At 54.3% G+C, this 17841-nt stretch carries 15 protein-coding genes; 11 read left to right on the top strand and 4 right to left on the bottom strand.

What is annotated here, in order from left to right:
• Window positions 1-106: 106 nt before the first annotated feature.
• Window positions 107-1225 carry a glycosyltransferase family 4 protein gene (locus tag AC1RSM_RS16130; protein ID WP_492933576.1) on the top strand — a complete coding sequence of 373 codons (1119 nt, stop codon included), beginning with the start codon at window positions 107-109 and terminating at the stop codon, window positions 1223-1225.
• Between the two features lie 171 nt (window positions 1226-1396).
• Here the strand turns inward: AC1RSM_RS16130 and AC1RSM_RS16125 are convergent, their stop codons facing one another.
• Window positions 1397-1873 carry an Lrp/AsnC family transcriptional regulator gene (locus AC1RSM_RS16125; RefSeq protein WP_492933575.1) on the bottom strand — a complete coding sequence of 159 codons (477 nt, stop codon included), beginning with the start codon at window positions 1871-1873 and terminating at the stop codon, window positions 1397-1399.
• A 200-nt stretch (window positions 1874-2073) separates the two neighbouring features.
• Between AC1RSM_RS16125 and glmS the strand changes: the two genes are divergently transcribed.
• Window positions 2074-3900, top strand: a complete 1827-nt coding sequence (gene glmS, locus AC1RSM_RS16120; protein ID WP_492933574.1) for a glutamine--fructose-6-phosphate transaminase (isomerizing) — start codon at window positions 2074-2076, stop codon at window positions 3898-3900.
• Window positions 3901-4026: 126 nt separating this feature from the next.
• Here glmS and AC1RSM_RS16115 read toward each other — a convergent pair whose 3' ends face one another.
• The 3 genes from AC1RSM_RS16115 to AC1RSM_RS16105 form a co-directional block, all read right to left on the bottom strand.
• Window positions 4027-4920 carry a SphA family protein gene (locus AC1RSM_RS16115; protein ID WP_492933573.1) on the bottom strand — a complete coding sequence of 298 codons (894 nt, stop codon included), beginning with the start codon at window positions 4918-4920 and terminating at the stop codon, window positions 4027-4029.
• Window positions 4921-5185: 265 nt separating this feature from the next.
• The gene (locus tag AC1RSM_RS16110; protein WP_492933572.1) at window positions 5186-5746 is read right to left on the bottom strand and encodes a VOC family protein; all 561 of its coding nucleotides are present in this window, start codon (window positions 5744-5746) and stop codon (window positions 5186-5188) included.
• Window positions 5747-5827: 81 nt separating this feature from the next.
• Entirely contained in the window at window positions 5828-6310 is a 483-nt protein-coding gene (locus AC1RSM_RS16105; RefSeq protein WP_492933570.1) for a 2,4'-dihydroxyacetophenone dioxygenase family protein, read from the bottom strand.
• Between the two features lie 105 nt (window positions 6311-6415).
• Here AC1RSM_RS16105 and AC1RSM_RS16100 point away from each other — a divergent pair, with 105 nt between their 5' ends.
• From AC1RSM_RS16100 to AC1RSM_RS16060, 9 genes are all read left to right on the top strand, one after another.
• Entirely contained in the window at window positions 6416-7417 is a 1002-nt protein-coding gene (locus tag AC1RSM_RS16100) for a helix-turn-helix domain-containing protein (protein WP_492933569.1), read from the top strand.
• 305 nt (window positions 7418-7722) lie between these two features.
• The gene (locus tag AC1RSM_RS16095) at window positions 7723-8292 is read left to right on the top strand and encodes a sigma-70 family RNA polymerase sigma factor (RefSeq protein ID WP_492933567.1); all 570 of its coding nucleotides are present in this window, start codon (window positions 7723-7725) and stop codon (window positions 8290-8292) included.
• Window positions 8293-8302: 10 nt separating this feature from the next.
• The gene (locus tag AC1RSM_RS16090; RefSeq protein WP_492933566.1) at window positions 8303-9301 is read left to right on the top strand and encodes a FecR domain-containing protein; all 999 of its coding nucleotides are present in this window, start codon (window positions 8303-8305) and stop codon (window positions 9299-9301) included.
• A 294-nt stretch (window positions 9302-9595) separates the two neighbouring features.
• Window positions 9596-12130, top strand: a complete 2535-nt coding sequence (locus AC1RSM_RS16085) for a TonB-dependent siderophore receptor (RefSeq protein WP_492933565.1) — start codon at window positions 9596-9598, stop codon at window positions 12128-12130.
• Window positions 12131-12160: 30 nt separating this feature from the next.
• Complete coding sequence (locus AC1RSM_RS16080; RefSeq protein ID WP_492933563.1) at window positions 12161-13402, top strand: YncE family protein; 1242 nt, start codon at window positions 12161-12163, stop codon at window positions 13400-13402.
• Window positions 13403-13868: 466 nt separating this feature from the next.
• Window positions 13869-14207, top strand: a complete 339-nt coding sequence (locus AC1RSM_RS16075; protein ID WP_492933562.1) for a DUF6616 family protein — start codon at window positions 13869-13871, stop codon at window positions 14205-14207.
• Between the two features lie 210 nt (window positions 14208-14417).
• On the top strand, window positions 14418-15500 hold the full coding sequence (psrA, locus tag AC1RSM_RS16070) for an iron-containing alcohol dehydrogenase PsrA (RefSeq protein ID WP_492933561.1): 1083 nt from the start codon (window positions 14418-14420) through the stop codon (window positions 15498-15500).
• Window positions 15501-15628: 128 nt separating this feature from the next.
• Entirely contained in the window at window positions 15629-16924 is a 1296-nt protein-coding gene (locus tag AC1RSM_RS16065) for an MFS transporter (protein WP_492933560.1), read from the top strand.
• 19 nt (window positions 16925-16943) lie between these two features.
• Window positions 16944-17813: a LysR substrate-binding domain-containing protein gene (locus AC1RSM_RS16060; protein WP_492933559.1), complete on the top strand. Its 870-nt coding sequence runs from the start codon at window positions 16944-16946 to the stop codon at window positions 17811-17813.
• Window positions 17814-17841 lie beyond the last annotated feature (28 nt).

Here is a 17841-nt window from a genome sequence, read left to right as displayed (position 1 = left end):
TGTTTTAGCCCATCTTTGCCATCTCCCCCTCTGTCTTGCAAAGGGGGAGATGCGCCGCGGAATCTTGACGCACAAGGCCCGGATGGGCTGATTCTGGATCGTTGCCATGCGCATTCTGCAGCTTAATTTCGAACGCGGCTGGCGCGGTGGCGAACGGCAGACTTTGTTGAGTCTTCAGCATATGCAGCAGGCCGGCCATCAGGTCAGTCTGCTGGCCCGGCGCGATGAAGAACTGGCCAAGCGGGCCAAAGAACAAGGCTTGAGCGTGGTGGAATGTGCCTCGGTTGGGGCTGCGCTGCGCTACTTGCTGTTGCATGGCCGTGGTTTTGATATCGTCCACTCGCAAACAGCCTCTTGCATGAGCTGGCTGGCCTTATTGCATTTTTGGCTGCCCAAGCGGGTGGTCTTTACCCGCCGCACAGCCTTTCCCGTTGATCGCAAACGCAATGAACAACGTACTGGGCAGCAAAAAAGCAGTCCCTTGACCTCTAAAGAACGGCGTACTCGCTGGAAGTGGCGTAAGGCAGACCGTCTGGTGGCAATCAGTCAGGCAGCTGCGGCAGAGCCACGTCGTTTGGGCTTTTCTGTGGACCTGATTCCTAGTGCCATCGAATACGTGGAGCAGGACGAGACTTATGTAAATCATTTGCGGCAACGCTGGAACCCGCAAGGTTTGCATGTCTTGGGGACGATGGCGGCACTGAGCTCAGAGAAAGATCCCTTAACGTTGATTCGCGCGTTGCATGTTCTGTACCAGCGTCGTCAGGATTTTGTGTTTCTGCATTTTGGTGCGCCTGGTTCCGAGTCCTCGGCCGCGCAAGCGTTGATCGCGCAATTAGGTTTGGAAGCCTGCTACAAATTGGCTGGCTTTGAGGCCCGCCCAGAACAGGCCTATCGTTTGATGGACGGCTTTGTCTTGAGTTCGCGGCACGAAGCCTTGGGCTCCAGCGTGCTGGACGCTTTTGTATACGGCGTGCCCGTTACGGCCACCATGGCCGGTGGTTTAAGCGAGCTGCTGGACAATGGGCGTGGCAAGTTATGCGCGGTAGGGGATGCACAAGCCATTGCACAGGCGTTGGACGACACCTTGAACAGTCCCGCCGCAGCGCGTCAGCAGGCTGATTTGGCTTATCGCTGGGTGGTTCAGGAACATGATCCCGCCGTTATGGTGCAGCGTTATTTACGCCTGTATCAGCAATTGGTACAGCAACGCCTACGGACCTGAGCAGGGCTGTTTGCTCGGTCGTTGCACGTTTCACGCTTGATTCTTGTGCTGGTCTTTGCTCGTGTTTTAGTGCCTGCAATAGCAATAGCCATAGCCAAAGCCACATCCACAGCCACCACCATAGCCAGAGCTCTAGCCGTATGACCTCGCCGGACGCGGGATTCGACTGCACTAGATCTTCGGTGCAGGCAGGGGAATCCGTGTCTCGAACTTGGCCTGATGAATCGAAAAAAAGCTGCGTATATTACGGATATTGGCCTGGCTGGTGAATAGGGTATGAGCCAGCTTGTGATACGCAGCCATATCGCTCACCTGCAAAATCACAATGAAATCCACCCCGGTAGAGACGCGATAGCACTGCGTCACGGCAGGTTCGGGAGTCATCAGGCGTTCAAATTGCTGCAAGTATTCTTCGCCCTGACGGTCCAGCGTAATTTCCACAATCGCAGTCAAACTAGGGCCTAGCTGTTCCGGGTTTAACAAGGCCACTTGCCGTCGGATCACCCCTTGTTCGCTTAGACGACGCACTCGCCGCAGGCAGGTTGGGGGGGAAGCATGCACGCGCAAAGCCAGGTCCTGATTGCTAATGGACGCATCATTTTGCAGCTGTTCCAGAATTCGCAGGTCCAGATCGTCGAGTTCAATCATGACAAAATTTGTCTATCCATTATGAAATTAAATTTCTTTAAATAAGATATGTATTTCTATTATTTCGTATTGATAATTAAATGAAATTTTAATTCATTTCATCAAAAAAATAGACATAAAATTTTTTGTGTTTAAGATCAGAATAAGCGATTGGATTGATTAGCTGGCCCTGAAAACAGGGTCATGAACAGGAGTTGGCTATGTGTGGAATTGTTGGCGCTGTGGCGCAACGCGATATTGTTCCCGTACTGCTTGAAGGTTTGAAGCGTCTGGAATACCGGGGCTACGACTCTTGCGGGGTTGCTGTTCATGCGCAGGGCCAGTTGTTGCGGGCACGCAGTACTCAGCGTGTGGCCGAGCTGCAAGATCAGGTCAAGGCAGACAATCTGCAAGGCTTCACTGGCATTGCACACACCCGCTGGGCAACTCATGGTGCTCCCGCTACCCATAACGCACACCCGCACTTCTCCGGCAAAGGTAAAGCGCGTATTGCGCTGGTGCATAACGGCATCATCGAAAACCACGATGAATTGCGTGCCGAGCTCAAAGACATTGGTTACGTGTTTGAAAGCCAGACTGACACCGAAGTTATCGCTCACTTGATCGACCACCTGTACAACGGTGACTTGTTTGAAGCTGTGCAACAGGTGATCCGTCGCTTGACCGGCGCTTATGCGATTGCCGTATTTTGTCAGGACGAGCCACATCGTGTGGTGGGTGCTCGCCATGGTTCGCCCCTAGTTGTTGGCGTGGGCCAGAACGAAAACTTCCTGGCTTCGGATGCCTTGGCGCTGGCTGGCACCACCGATCAAATCATCTACCTGGAAGACGGTGATGTGATTGATCTGCAAATCAATAAAGTATGGATTGTGGATAAGGACGGCCGTTCGGCAGATCGTCCGGTTCATACCGTGCATCTGCACACTGCTGCCGCCGAATTGGGCCCTTATCGCCACTTCATGCAAAAGGAAATCTTCGAGCAGCCCCGTGCTGTGGGCGATACCTTGCAAGACATTGAAAGCGTTACGCCTGAGCTGTTTGGCGACCAGGCCTACAAGGTGTTCCAGGATATCGACAATGTGCTGATCCTGGCTTGCGGCACCAGCTACTATGCTGGCTTGACGGCACGTTACTGGATCGAATCGCTGGCCAAAATCCCCGTCAACGTGGAAATTGCCAGCGAATACCGCTACCGCGACAGCGTGCCTAATCCCCGTACCCTGGTGGTCACTATTTCCCAATCCGGTGAAACGGCTGACACCTTGGCTGCCTTGAAACATGCCCGCAGCTTGGGCATGGAGCAGACCCTGACTATCTGCAACGTGGCCACCAGCGCCATGGTGCGCGAGTGCAAGCTGTCCTACATCACCCGTGCGGGTGTGGAAATTGGCGTGGCGTCCACGAAGGCCTTTACCACGCAGCTAACTGCCTTGTTCTTGCTGACGATCGCCCTGGCACAAGTCAAAGGCCATTTGACCCAGGAACAGGAAAGCGATTACCTGAAAGCCCTGCGTCACCTGCCTACCGCCATCGCCGCCGTGCTGGCGTTGGAGCCACAAATCATGGCTTGGGCTGACCGCTTTGCCAGCAAGGAAAATGCCTTGTTTCTGGGCCGCGGCATGCATTACCCCATCGCCATGGAAGGGGCACTGAAGCTGAAAGAAATCAGCTACATCCATGCTGAAGGTTATCCTGCCGGAGAACTGAAACACGGACCGCTGGCTTTGGTCACTGAGGCCATGCCTGTTGTCACCATCGCCCCGCGTGACGAACTATTGGAAAAGCTGAAATCCAATATTGAAGAAGTCCACGCACGCGGGGGTGAGTTGTACGTGTTTGCCGACGCCGATACCCGTATTGGCAGCAGCGAACGCGTACACGTGATTCGTATGCCTGAACACTACGGCAAGCTGTCTCCCATCCTGCATACCGTGACGTTGCAATTGCTGGCGTATCACACCGCCTGCGCACGGGGAACGGATGTGGATAAGCCAAGGAACTTGGCTAAGAGTGTGACGGTGGAGTGATCCAGCATCCGTTCAACATTCGACCTTGATTGAAGTGTTAAAAGGGCCGCAACCTAGTGTGCGGCCCTTTTTGTCCTTGGCTTTATGTGCCAGCTCTGAGCATGTACCGTTTTGAGCCGTGGTGATTTAGAACTGTTTCATCACCGTAAACCGTAGTAGCTGGCCTCGTGCTTGGGCCGTATCCCCTGCCTTGACGTCCACCTCTTGATAAAAGGCTCCTTTCAGGACAAGCCCAGCACTGGGGATCGGGTAGATGAGTTCGCCTCCCAAGGCGTGCCGGTGGCCACGTTGACCAAAGGTGCCTGTCCCTTGATTATTTGTGGTTTGCCATTGGCTATAGCCTACTAAACCCACCTGCACTGAGCCGAGGTTTTTGGCCAGACCCCACTCCATGGTGAGCTGGTCCCCAGGTCGAATGCCCGTTTTGTTTCTGCCATTGATTTCGTATCGTGCCAAAACAGAGCCACTGATCGTCTTGGCCTTATCAAAGTAGTACGTGGCCCCACCCGTCAGCATCGTTGTTTTGTATCCTTTACCGGGCATAACGGGGCTGTCAGACTTGCCATTGTCCAACCACGCGCCTAACGCAGTGACTGCATCCCAACGCTCACCGTGCCAGGCCAGTAAAAGAGGGCTCACGTAGATATCTCCCAGGCCTGTGTGTTGATCTCGGACTCCCGCTCCCTCCAGCTTTAAGGAAGCCCGTGTAAGGGGTGCAATCACTTGCATGCCATAGTCGGCACCCAACAATTGATAGGGTGTAATCCAGACCAGGCCGTTGGCCATCGCATTGATCGTTCCTGTGTTTTGGGTGGGTAAGCGTTCATGACTACCAGGCTCCTGGAAGCGGGTCATGTTGTAGTGCACCAGATAGCTCATGAAGTAGACGCCGGGCGGCGGGACGCTGGCAGCTTGTGTGCCTTCTACCCCTCCGATGTAGTGACCTTCAGAAAAAGCAGATGGATGCAGCATCGTACTGGCGAGCGCCAGCACGACGCGTAGCACTAATTGGCGTGTCATAAAAAGTGTCTCCATATCGCGTAATTTCGCGATTTATTGGCTTTGGTCGCCGCTTTCAGGTGCTTGGGGCAGGCCAGTTGGTATGGGCGTGCGCTGGCCTTCAGACAGGAGCTTGCTTGCCTCGCTGTTCTGGGGCGACAGATTATTTTTTGTGAAACAGGGGCCGGGCCTAAGGCTGCAGCGGGCTGCAGCTATGCCACAGTAGCGGCACGTCACACGGCATGGTGATTAGGAAACAAGACAGGCCGTGTGACGAGATCGTGGGTCAGCAGGGGGCTGCTTGGCCTGGAAAAGGATGGACAAGGCCGATTTGGCTCGACGCCTTGGTGACATCACGCATGTGCGTGAATAAGGCCTCGACTGGAGGGCTTATCTCCATCAACTCGATCATCCCCCCCAAGGTAGGGCGGGCATCCACATAGGCAGCGCGGCTGCCAATTCCAACTACCGCCTGGAGTACCAGGGGGAGTCCTTGTGCGCAGAGCGAGTCGAGCTTGGCTTGATACCCCTCCGGTGTGGCTGCCACTCCCCAGTGATGAAACCCGCAGCGGGGCTGGCCGTTATCGTCGATATAGGGGCTAGGCGTTGTACAGTTTTGCTGAATCAGCTCGACCATCATGGAGCCAGAAAAACCCAGACACAGGCTCAGATCAGGGGTGACCGGCAAGCCTTGGTATTTGAGCTCGTCGAAAGCGAAGTGTTCGGCCAGAAACCAAGGGCCTACCTGTAAAGCGCTGCCATAGTGCTGCATTGCCGCATGGATGTCTGGTACGACGAATGCGATTTGAATGATGCCTTCTTGTGTTTGTCCCCATTGCCACAGCATTTTGTTGTCTCCTTTTTATTTTTGAAAAATCAGTTTTTTGGGCAGGTGTTTGGTAGCGATAGCACATCTGCCTGTTCTGGCTTAGCGGAACTCATACAGAGTGGGCACCCGGATATGGGCAGCTGCATTATTTTCCCGGGCTAGCTGCAACATCATTTCTGCATCCACCAACCCCGATAGTTTCCCGTCCTGATCGTAGCCAGCCAGTGGACCGTGAACGGCTGCATACATCACAAATCCACTCGTTGTGGTGGGGGTGTGGATAGCGCCAGTTTCTTCCCACACATACCAGCCAACTGAACCCCGGTCTTGCTCATAGCCAAATTCGCCCTCCAGCATGACACCCTCAATAGCGCCAATGTGGTGGTGGAGCGGAGCCTGAGTGTTTGGGCCTACTTTCAGCAGGATGGTGAACCCCCCTGTTTTAAGATCTATGTTCAGTAATTTGAACCAGGTATTGGGCATCACCCAGGGGGTCCAGGGCAGTGTTTCTGGATTAAAAAAAACGTTGATTTTTTGATGGCGTACTTGCGCAGCTGCAGGCTTGGCCGGGGTTTCAGTCATGGCTTTGTCTCCTTGAATCGCTTTGTTGATGTTTAAAGTATGCGTGATAGGATTCTAGAATCAGTGCTCCCTGGGGACTTGGCGTAGTGCGCCAATTCCTTGTCCATGAATGCCATCTTCCAGACCGCCGCGAGACCGGAAGCCATGCTCTCTATACCTACAATGATCAGTACTCCAGACCGGGGCCTTAGGGGCGAGGCGGGACTCGCTGCTTGGGAGGCCGCAATTTGTGCAGCCTATGGCCCGACGGTTTTTAATATGGAGCGGCCTGATCTGTTCTCGGGCCATTTCTGGCGTTCTGCAGGGGCGTTGGTGAGTGCTATCTCGGGCAATGTTTCTCGGGTTCAAACGGACGGAGTGGCCGGGCAGGGCAGTGATGATGCATCGGTATTCCTTGTCATCGCCAAAAAGGGGGAGGCCATGATGCGGCAGGGTCGGGCATCCCTGCTTTTGCAGCCGGGAGACATCACTATCGCCGACCCAGATCGCAGCTGGGACTACAGTTTTTCTCGGGATTTTGCTCATTTGTCCGTGCTGGTGCCCCGCTCACTGCTCTCTTTGCATCCGGATGGTCCTGATGCCATGGTGCTGTGGCATTGCCACGCCCGGAGCAGATTGGCCAAGGCTGTCTCAGCCTTGGCTGGCGTCATGGCCGAAGATGAGACAGATCCTCTGGAGCTGCCCGGCAATGAGTTGGACGTACATGCATCCTTGATTGATTTCCTGGCAGGGGCAGTGGCTGCGGGTGAGTACGCCTCCCTTGAAAGAAATAGTGTTCAAGGTGGAGGGCCAGCGCTTCGTCGGGTGCTACGAATAGTGGACGAGCATCTGACAGATCCCGAGATGTCTCCGATCAGGATTGCTGGTCTGGCGGGTGTGTCGCTGCGTACTCTATATAGAGTGTTTCAGCAGGGTGGCCTGACCTTTACCAGTTATGTGCTGGGTCGTCGTTTGGATGAGTGCCATCGAAAACTGCTGAGCTCCCGCTATCGTGAGCAGGCTATTTCCGACATTGCATTTAGTCATGGCTTTAATGACTTGAGCTATTTTTCGCGCAGTTTCCGACGCCGGTTTGGGATGACTCCGACGGCAGTTAGGGGAGGTTAAGACGTATCTGCTCCTAAACTGAATTGAAATATTGTGGGTTTACAACGGTAGACCTGTTCGGACCTGGCCCAAATTTTTTGGGCTTTGCATGGGTTTGAGAAGGTGCCGCAAGCCCTCGATTCGACTACCTGCCCAGAGGCGTAAGCGAGGCAGGAAGGAATTTTCAGTGTGGGCTGCAGCGTCGGAAATTGTGCTGTGATTGCTGTTGCCTGAAAGCTTGAGTCCAAACAACTAGTAGCGAACTTCATATTGACCGCCCTATAATTGATAACGATTCTCATTAGCTATCAGTGCGGAGCTCCCTCGTGTCATCTTCAGTTCTTCCCTTGTCAGAGGTGTCTTTGGCCGATTCGGTCGAGTCACTTTACTGCGACCACCATAGTTGGTTACAGCGCTGGCTGCATCACCGGCTTGGGGGGGCAGACCAGGCGGCGGACTTGGCGCAGGACACGTTTGTACGCTTGTTAAGCAGCCGCGCTACCTGGCAGTTTTCCAGTCCGGGGCAAGCCCGGGCTTATCTGCGCAAGACCGCGCAGAACCTGTGCATCAATTTATGGCGTCGCCAAGAAATTGAACAAGCGTGGCTGGATATTTTGGCTGCCGCGCCAGAAACTTTTTACCCCTCGGCTGAACGTCAGGCCATGATTTTGCAGGCGCTGGAAGAGATCAGCACCATGCTTAGCGACTTGCCGCCCAAGGCTGCCAAAGCCTTTACCTTGGCGGTTATCTGCGAGATGACGGACGATGAAGTCGGTGCAGAGATGGGCATTTCTGGCCGTATGGTGCGCAAGTACGTCGCTCAAGCCATGCTGGGCTGCATCAGTTTGCATGCCTGCCAAACCGTAGCCGAGCTGCGCCAGGAACCTCAGTATTAAGTTACCCCTCATGAAGCACGGTTCCCATTTTTCTTCTTCACCTCCTCCTCATGCGGTATTGATGCAAGCGGCTGAGTGGTATGCCTGCCTGCGCGATGGCAAAGCCAGTGCGGCGCAGCGTTCTGCCTGGCAACATTGGTTAAGGCAGGACGAAATGCACAGTACTGCCTGGCGTTATGTGGAGGAGGTCAGCAGCAGTTTTGAACCCGTGCGAGCAGCACCGGATTCCCGCCGTGTGGTGGATAAACTGAATACAGCCAATGAGCGCTTGCACATGCGCCGGCGGGCTTTGGCCAGCGTTGCCGTACTGGCAGGCACTGGCTTATTAAGCTGGTTTTCCTGGCGTCAGTCCTGGCTGCCGTCCAGTGTGATGGCTCTGGCGGCAGACCATTCCACTCAAACCGGTGAACAAGGTCATCTTGTGCTGGATGACGGCTCCAAGCTTTGGCTCAATACAGCGACCGCCATTGATGTGCAATTTACTGCTCAGGCTCGTCATATCGTTCTGATTTCTGGCGAGATCTTTATCCAGACGGCACAAGACACGGCGCGCCCCTTTACCGTCCAGACCCCTCAAGGGACGATGCGTGCTTTAGGGACTCAATTTAATGTGCGTATGGACCCGGACTGCACCCAGTTGGCGGTGTATGAGGGCGCTGTGCAAGTGTCTACGTCCACGGGTCAGAATACCGCCACTGTCCAAGCGGGCAAGCAGGTGCATTTCAATGCGCAGCACATTAAACAAAGCATGGATGCGGACCAGGCACGAGAGGCCTGGACTCAAGGAGTGCTGGTGGCAGACAACATTTCTTTGCGCAGCGTGATCCAGGAGTTGAGCCGTTATCGGAAAGGCTATCTGGGGGTGGATGAGTCCGTGGCCGAGCTCAAAGTCTATGGCAGCTTCCCTCTTCATGACACCGATCATGTGCTGAAAATGCTGGCTTCAGCCTTGCCTATTCGCATCGGGCAGCCACTGCCTTGGTGGACTAATGTGGAAGCCGTGAATTGATGGGACAGGGCGCCTGATCACAGCTTTTCAGGAAAAATTATAAAAATAAAAATCCCATTGGTTTCAATGGTTTGTCGGTCTTTTTAGCAAAAACATACAAAAAAGTGCAAAAGCAGGTTCCGGGTTTTGGAGACTCGCTTGTTTAAGACAGTAAGAGGACCTGATTGGCGTGACGCCAATGAAGCAGGAGGCGAGCCTTAGCGGCCGCTAAGTACTGAACATCAACGCAAGAACATCGTTCAGGTTCATCGTTTTTATTGTTGACTGACCCGTGTCTTTGAAGGATGTCTACTTATGCGTCGTCGCCCCGATCCACTTTCCCTGTCCAAGGGTCCGGGATTGCCTTGCGCTCCAATGCGCCCTCTGGCTATGGCTTTGTACCTGCTGATGGCGGGCAGTGCCTTGGTGTTGAGCTCCCAGCCCACCCAGGCGGCCACACAAAACAGCCCGGCTGCCGACAAGACTCAGCGCTATGACATTCCCGCCGGCCCCTTGAGCCGCGTGCTGATGCGCTTCTCTCAAGAGAGCGGCGTGTATCTGGTGGGTGCGGGCAGTGTGGCTGAAGGCAAGCAAAGCGCGGGCCTAAGCGGCAATTACAGCGTCTCGCAAGCGCTGGATGTTTTGCTGGCAGGCACGGGCATTCGCTATTCGCGCTCTGCCGACACCGTCAATCTGTGGCCAGTCAGTGAAACCACGCAGCTGGAGCCGGTACGCGTGCAGGGCACCTTGAACCGGCCCACTGAAGACACTGGCCTGTACACCTTAAGCGGCACCAGCAGCACGGCCACTCGTTTGAACATGGATACCCAACACACGCCGCAATCGGTCAGTGTGATGACACGCCAGCAAATGGATGACTTCGGTCTTACCAGCTTTGATGATGTGATGAACTTCACCACTGGCGTCACCGCCAATACGGCTGCGGTGGGCGGTGGTTTTCAGTTTCAGGCACGCGGCTTTGATATCAGCAATGTGCAGGTAGATGGCGTGCAAAGCAGTTACCGTGCTGCCGGACGTGGTGCGTTCAATCCTATTTCTTTGGATATGGATTTATACGATCGCGTGGAGGTCGTGCGTGGCGCCACCGGGCTCTTGTCGCCTACGGGTGAACCGTCGGCCTTGATCAACCTGATTCGTAAACGTCCTCAAGCCGAATTTGGCGGCAAGCTGAGTGCGCAATACGGTTCCTGGCAGGACAAGCGCATTACGGCCGATGTGACCGGCCCGCTGACGCAGGATGGCCGTTTGCGTATGCGCATCATTGGTTCGCACAAAGAGGCCGACTCTTTCATGGATCGCCAGAGCAACAAGAACGATCTGCTCTCCGGCATGCTGGAATTTGACCTGACAGACCGCACTCTTCTGACCGCGGGCTACGACTATCAGGAAGCCAAATTACGCGGCGAAGCCAATATGGGTGTGCCCTTGTTTAACACTGAGGGGGAGCGTATCGATGTGACGCGTTCCATGTCGCTGGTGCCGGACTGGACTTACTGGGACAAACGCCATCAAAACGCGTTTTTCTCAGTTGAGCATGAGTTTGAGAACAGCTGGAATGCCAAGCTTAGCTACAGCCACCAGCGCGATGATGGGGATGCTTTGATTACCGGCTGGGGGCAGGGCGTCAATCCCATTGTCCGTCCCGACGGTTCTGGTATTGGCATACGCGCCAATTTGGCGGCCAATGGTTATCGGCATCAGGACAACCTGGAGCTGTCGGCTAACGGACCCTTTGAACTGTTTGGCCGCGAACATCAGCTGATGTTTGGTTTTAATGGCACACGCAAGCGTGACACCACGCACACCATGAAAATCAGTAATGAAAGTACGTGGTTCATTCCCAATATTTACGATTGGGATGGCTATATGCCAGAGCCTAGCGTCAGCCGCACAGGTGAATGGAACCGGGTGAACACACGTGAATATGGCCTGTTTGCTGGCACACGTTTGAACGTTATTGACCCGCTCAATGTGATCATGGGCATGCGTTTGTCCGACTACAAGACCTACCGGGACAACTACGGCAAAACCGGCCAGTTCACGGGGGTGTCGAACGAGTTGCGCAACCGCAATGAAGTTACGCCTTACTTCGGGGTGACGTACGACTTCAATCCGAATTTGACGGCCTACGCCAGCTACACACGTCTGTTCCAGCCGCAAAGCTACAAAGACATCAACGAAAACTTCCTGGACCCCATTACCGGTGTTAACCGTGAAATCGGGCTGAAAGGTAGCCTGATGGACGAAGCCTTGCAGTTCTCTTTGGCGGCCTTCGAGACACGACAAAACAACCTGGCCGTGCTGGACCCGTCAGTACCGGATGACTTCTTATTGCCCGATGGCAGCCGCCCCTATGTATCTTCCGGAGATGGCAACAAAACCAAGGGCTTTGAAGTGGAGCTGAATGGTGCGATCAACAATAACTGGAATGTATTTGCGTCCTATAGCTACGCCAGCACTAAAGACGGCCAGGGCGAGCGCATTCATACCTACATCCCGCGTCAGACCTTCCGTCTGGGCACCATGTACCAATTCTCGGGTGCGCTACACGGCCTGAGCGCTGGAGCCACGGTGAACTGGTTCGGCAAGCGTGATCTGTGGACGGCAGGCCGTCCCTACAACGCCAGCAACGGCAAGCCATTGGAAGCCACCCATAGCAGCTATGCCTTGGTCGGTCTGCATGCGAACTATCGCGTGAATAGCCATTGGAACGCCAAGCTTAGCGTGAACAATCTGTTCGACAAGCGTTACTACGACAACTTCGTGATCTTCCGGGCACGCTATGGCGCACCGCGCAATGTGCATCTGACGATTGATTACCAGTGGTAATTCCTTTCCTACTTTTTTGAGCCTAACACTATGAAGCCGTTTACTACTCGCCATCTGGTTCGTGGTCTGTACCTTGCCGTTGCCATGGCATTGTCCACGGGCTACGTACACGCCAAGACCCCTGTCCCTGCTGGCTACCAGGCCGTTACTCAAGCACAGATCATGGATAAACCCACTGCAGCCGAAGTGCTGGAAATCGTCTACAGCCCCAAACAAGCCAGCTTGTATGTATCGTCCCCGGACTGGAAAGACGAAACCTTGTCCCGCACGTTGGTCCTGGACCCCAAGACATTGCGCATCAAGCAGGAAATCCCGATGGAGGCCAAAAGCTTTGGGGTCGCCCTGGATGATGGCGCCAACCGTCTCTATCTGACCCAAGGCTTTAACGGCAGCATCGCGGTTGTGGATACCACGACCAATGTCGTCATCAAGCGCATTCCTGTGCAGGATAAAATCAATTTTCAAGACACCATTAACGCTGCTGATTTTGGACAAGCGCGCAAAGACGGTTTGCTGAAGATGATGGAGCGCTTCAAAATCACCGAGGACTACCAGTACAAAACCCGTGAGCTTGTTGTGGACAAGAAAAACCACCGAGTGTTTGCGCCCGGTTTGGGCCTGGGCTTTGATAGCGTCTTGTTCGTGGTGAACACGGAGACACTGGAGCTGGAAAAAGTGATGCCAGGCTTTGGCTACAACGTCGTTGGTATCACGCTGGACGAAGCCAATAACCGCTTGTTTGTGTCCAATATGCAAGGCCAGATCATGGTGGTGAACAGCCAGACCTTAAAGATTGATCAGGTCTGGGAAATCGAAGCCGATCAGCTCTTGAATCTGACTTACGATCCGGCACAGAATCGCCTCTTTGCGGTGGACCAGGGTATTGATCGTGACGACGCCCGTAATCTGCATCTGGAACGTGAATACGCTCGCCGCAGCAAGGGCCATCAGGTCTTCGTTCTGGATGCGTCCAATGGCAAAACACTGGCAACGATGCCTACCGGCGAAGTGCCTATCGGGGTGCGTTTTGATGCGGCCTCGCAGCGCCTGTTTGTCGCGAATCGCGGTGGGGTTCGTGAAAAAGAAGGCAAGGGTTCGGTCAGTATTTTTGACACGGTGAACTACCAGCCGCTGCAAACAATTGAGTTGGCTCCGCACCCTAATAGCCTGGAATACATTCCTGCAGAAAAAGCCCTGTATGTGTCCGTCAAGAATGATGGCAATAGCAAGGAAGCGGGAACTAAAGAGCGCATGGTCCGCATTCAGTTCTAAGCGAGTTTTATTCGCTTGAAAGCATGGTTTACCGATTGACAAGACGGTAGCCAAAAGCCCGGGTTCGGCGTCATGCTGAACTCGGGCTTTTTTATTAAACGTAGGAGTGGCCCGGATATCCCTTGCATGAAGAGTGCTTGCGCAATTTAATTTCGGACTATAAGATTAGATATCTAATCAAATGATGATTCTGGTAGGGAAACTTGAGCAAGATCCCGAGATTGTCTACAGCAGCAAAGCACAGAGTGATGCTTGAGCAGGTGCGGTTTCCTGCCGTTTCCGAATGCTGTTACAGGCTCAGGCGGCTGAGCCCAAGTGGGCTGTTCGCTTGCCGTCCAAGGACGCGGGCAATCTCGACCAGAAGTCAGCCTAGGCGTTTGTCCCTTTGACAGACTCTATTCTCAAAGCCACCTATCCAATTTTTTAGCGCTTGTTGCGCGCTCTTCGCCAAAGGAACACAGCCTCTATGTCTCACTATCTGATCGAGCTTTACACCCCCAATGAAAAATGGAATGCACTGCCTATCGAGCAGCGCCAGCAATTTCTGGGTGGCCTTCAGGCGGCCATGGGTGGTTTATCCAATCTTGGCATTGAGGTGCTGGCACTAGCGCCCACCGAGCACGATATTGACCAAGCCAGCGAACACCGCTTTATGGGTGTTTGGCGCTTTCCGGATCAGCAAGCATGTGCCGCCTTGCTCGCAGGTATTAAAGCCAGCGGCTGGTACGAGTACTTCGATCACGTGAACGCAGCCGGCGCTGAAGGAGGCTTTGCCCAGCACCTGACTGATTTGGCGAACGCCTGATCAGCTACTGTTTTAATGCTGGTCGTCGCGTCGTATACGGGGCCGTCGTTCATAGAGAGGAGTACGCCCTGTACGCGTGATGAGCCCCAGCCATATTTGTGTTGCCGCACAAAAAGCCTATTGGTTCTATCGATGGCCTGGGCCGATTAATCGATTTGTACCCCCCGGTATGCCCCCCTACGATGACTGGTAACAATAAGGAGGCAAACCATGACGGCGTATTTTTCCAATCCGGTTCGGACCTGCTTTGGGGCTGGAAGTCTGAACGAAATCTCTACACTGGCGGCCAATAAAAAAGTCACCCTGGTCACGTTTCCCGAGGCCCGATCACTGGGTCTGATTGAACGTATCCAAGGCCTGCTGGGGGATCGCTTGATCCACATCGTGGAGGATGTGCAGCCCAATCCGGATGTCAGCTATCTGAAGGATGTGTACGAGGCTTTCTGGCAGCAGGCCGGGCAGACGGATATGGTCCTGGCAGTGGGCGGCGGCAGTGCAATTGATACGGCCAAGGCGCTAATTGTCGGCACTCAAACGGGGACGTTTCAGGAGTTGCTGGAGCTGCTGTCTACAGGCAAGCCCTTTACGCCCGTCCAGGCCAAAACCTTGATTGCGGTACCCACCACGGCGGGAACGGGAAGTGAGGTTACGCCGTGGGCCACGATCTGGGATCAGCAGGCACAGAAGAAATACTCTTTGCATCTGGAGCAAACCTGGCCTGCCGTCGCCATTATTGATCCGGAGCTGATGTTGACCGTGCCGGAAAAGGTGACGGTATCCACCGGTTTGGATGCTTTGTCGCATGCCTTGGAATCCATCTGGAATGTGAATTCCAATCCGATCTCCGACACGTTTGCGATCTCCGCCATTCAAGACATCCTGACGTATTTGCCCTTGCTGCAAAAAGATCTGGGTAATATCCAGCTGCGCTCCAAAATGGCGCTGGCAGCACTGAAAGCCGGCATGGCTTTTTCCAATACCAAGACTGCCCTGGCTCACTCCATCTCGTATGAGATGACGCTGCGTCACGGCCTGCCTCATGGCATCGCTTGCTCCTTTACCTTGCCCTATGTGTTGGGCCTGGCCTGGGGCTGTGACCCGTCACGGGATCACGTGTTTGAAACCTTGTTCGGGGCTGACCGTCAGCAGGCTCAGGCCAATTTACGCGCATTTTTACTTAGCGTGGGCGTCAAGACGGAGTTTCTGGACTATGGCGTAGGACCAGAAGAACAAGAGGCCATGATCACTTACGCCATGCAGGGTGCGCGCGGAAAGAACTTCATCGCGGCCTGAGCAAGAAAAAAATACGAGAGACAAACCCAGGAAGGGAGAGAGGAGATTTCCCCCCCTTCTCATACAGCATGAATAGAGCATTCCTGCGGCCTGGCTCGCCAGCGGCAAGGGAATGAAAGGAGCTGATTATGACTCACGCATCAAGTCTGCCGGGGGACGTTGCAGCACGCATGCCCTCGTTTCGTCGAGCCCAATGGCGCATGCTATTGGCCGCCATGTTTTGCTATCTGTTTTTCTATACGGGCCGCCAAACCTTTGGCTTTGCCATTCCCGGACTGAAAGAAGAATTCGGTTTCAGCAGTGCCGCCTTAGGCTGGGTATCGGCCGCCTTGTTATGGGCCTATGCCATTGGCCAGGCGATCAACGGCAATCTGGCTGATAAATATGGTGGCCGCCGCATCATGTCGGCTGGTGCCATTCTGTCTTGCGGGGCCAACTGGATCGCCAGTTTTGCGACGGGTTTTTTCAGCCTGATCATCCCTTGGGGGGCGAACGGCTACTTCCAGGCTTTGGGTTTCGCGCCGGGTAGCCGTTTGATCTCCAACTGGTGGGGCGTCTCCGAACGGGGCCGTGCGTTTGGCTGGTATGTGTTTGCCGCAGGCTGTGCTTCCGTACTGTCTTACGTTACCTCGATCATTGTGATTGATGTAATGGAACTGGGCTGGCGCTGGATTTTCAGGCTGCCTGTCTTGCTGATGCTGGTCGGTGGCATTGTGTTCTATCTGGTGGCCCGTGAGCGCCCGGAAGATATGGGTTTTCAGCCCTTGGCCGATACCGGAGTAGCCAATGCCGATGACAAAACCAAGGCGCTAGAGGCCGATAAGGAGTCATCTTGGGAGCGTTATAAGGCGGTACTGAAAAACAAGCGCCTGCTGATTGCTGCTCTGTCCCTGGGGTTTCAGAATGCGGCTCGCTACGGTTTGATTGTGTGGGTACCCGTGCATTTTCTGGGTTCGGACTGGAAGACGGGCGACAGCATGATCGATCCTAAATGGATCACGATTGCCTTGCCGATCGGCATGGCGGTGGGCGCCTTGAGTAATGGCTGGATTTCGGACCGCCTGTTTGGCTCCAAGCGCTACCTGGCCATCATGCTCTATACCGCCTTGGGTGCGCTGACCAGTCTGTGGATGTGGACATTGCCCGTTCATAGCTCTATCGGTTTGGTGGCCCTGTTCCTGTGCGGGTTCTTTGTCTACGGACCAGCATCCAGTTTCTGGGCCCTGTGTCCGGACCTGGTGGGGGCCAAGCGATCCGGTACAGCCACCGGCGTCATGAATTTTTCCTCGTATCTGTTTGCAGGTCTGGCCGAGCCCATGATTGGCAGTGTGCTGGACTCCACCGGTGATACCTCTTTGATTTTCGTGATTGTGCTGATTGCCTGCTCGTGCAGCGCAGTGGTGGCACTATTCATACGTCGTTAATCAAGAGTAAGGCTAGTCCATGCACCAGTACCACAAATGGCTGAGATCCTTTTATGCCGTGGCGCACACCGGCGGTTTCACCTCGGCAGCGCGTTATATCAGCATTGGGCAACCCACCGTCAGTGAACAAGTCCGGGCGTTGGAAAAGCGTTTCGATGTCGAGCTGTTTTATCGCTCTGGCAACCAGCTGGTCCTGAGTGCGGCCGGGAAACAGCTCTACGAGATCACCAAGCCTTTGTTTGATCTTGAAGAAGAAGCGGTGCAGTTGCTGGAAAGCTTCAAGCATCGAAAATCCGGCCTGTTGCGGGTAGGGGCGGTGTCCCCGCCTATTGCGATGGATTTGGTTTTCAAGCTGGGGCAGAACAATCCGGATGTTGAGTTAAAGACGTATTTTTCCTCGGCATCCGAGGTGCTGGAAAAGCTGTATGACTTTGAAGTGGATGTGGCCTTGTTGGCCCATCCCAAATTAGATCCCAGCTTGTACACACGGCTCTACCAGCGTTATCCGGTGGTTGCCGTGGTCCCTGAGCAGCACCCCTGGTGTGCGCAAAGCCGGGTGTCGGTGGACCAGCTTCAGGACGAGCCAGTGGTGCTCAGAGAAAAGGGCTCACGCACCCGTCAGATTATGGAGGAGGGCTGCAAGCAGCATCAGATCAGCATGAATTGCGTGATGGAGTTGAACAGTCGCGAGGCCATTGTGCATGCGATTCGCAAAGGGATGGGAATCGGCTTTGTATCGGCTCCGGAGTACGTGGATATTCCCGGCACCCGGCTGATCACCTTTGAGCAGCATCCCTTTTTTATCGACTACTACCTGTGCTGTCTGGAATTACGAAAAGACCGACCACTTATTAATGATTTGTTCATGGATCTGGAATCCACCCATTAGCTCTTGTAACTAGCATTCCGCGTTTGGA

The sequence above is a fragment of the Alcaligenes sp. GW821-FHT11D07 genome (genome assembly GCF_058808495.1).
Note: the sequence above shows the minus strand (reverse complement) of the source record. Positions and strands in the feature narration are given on the sequence as shown.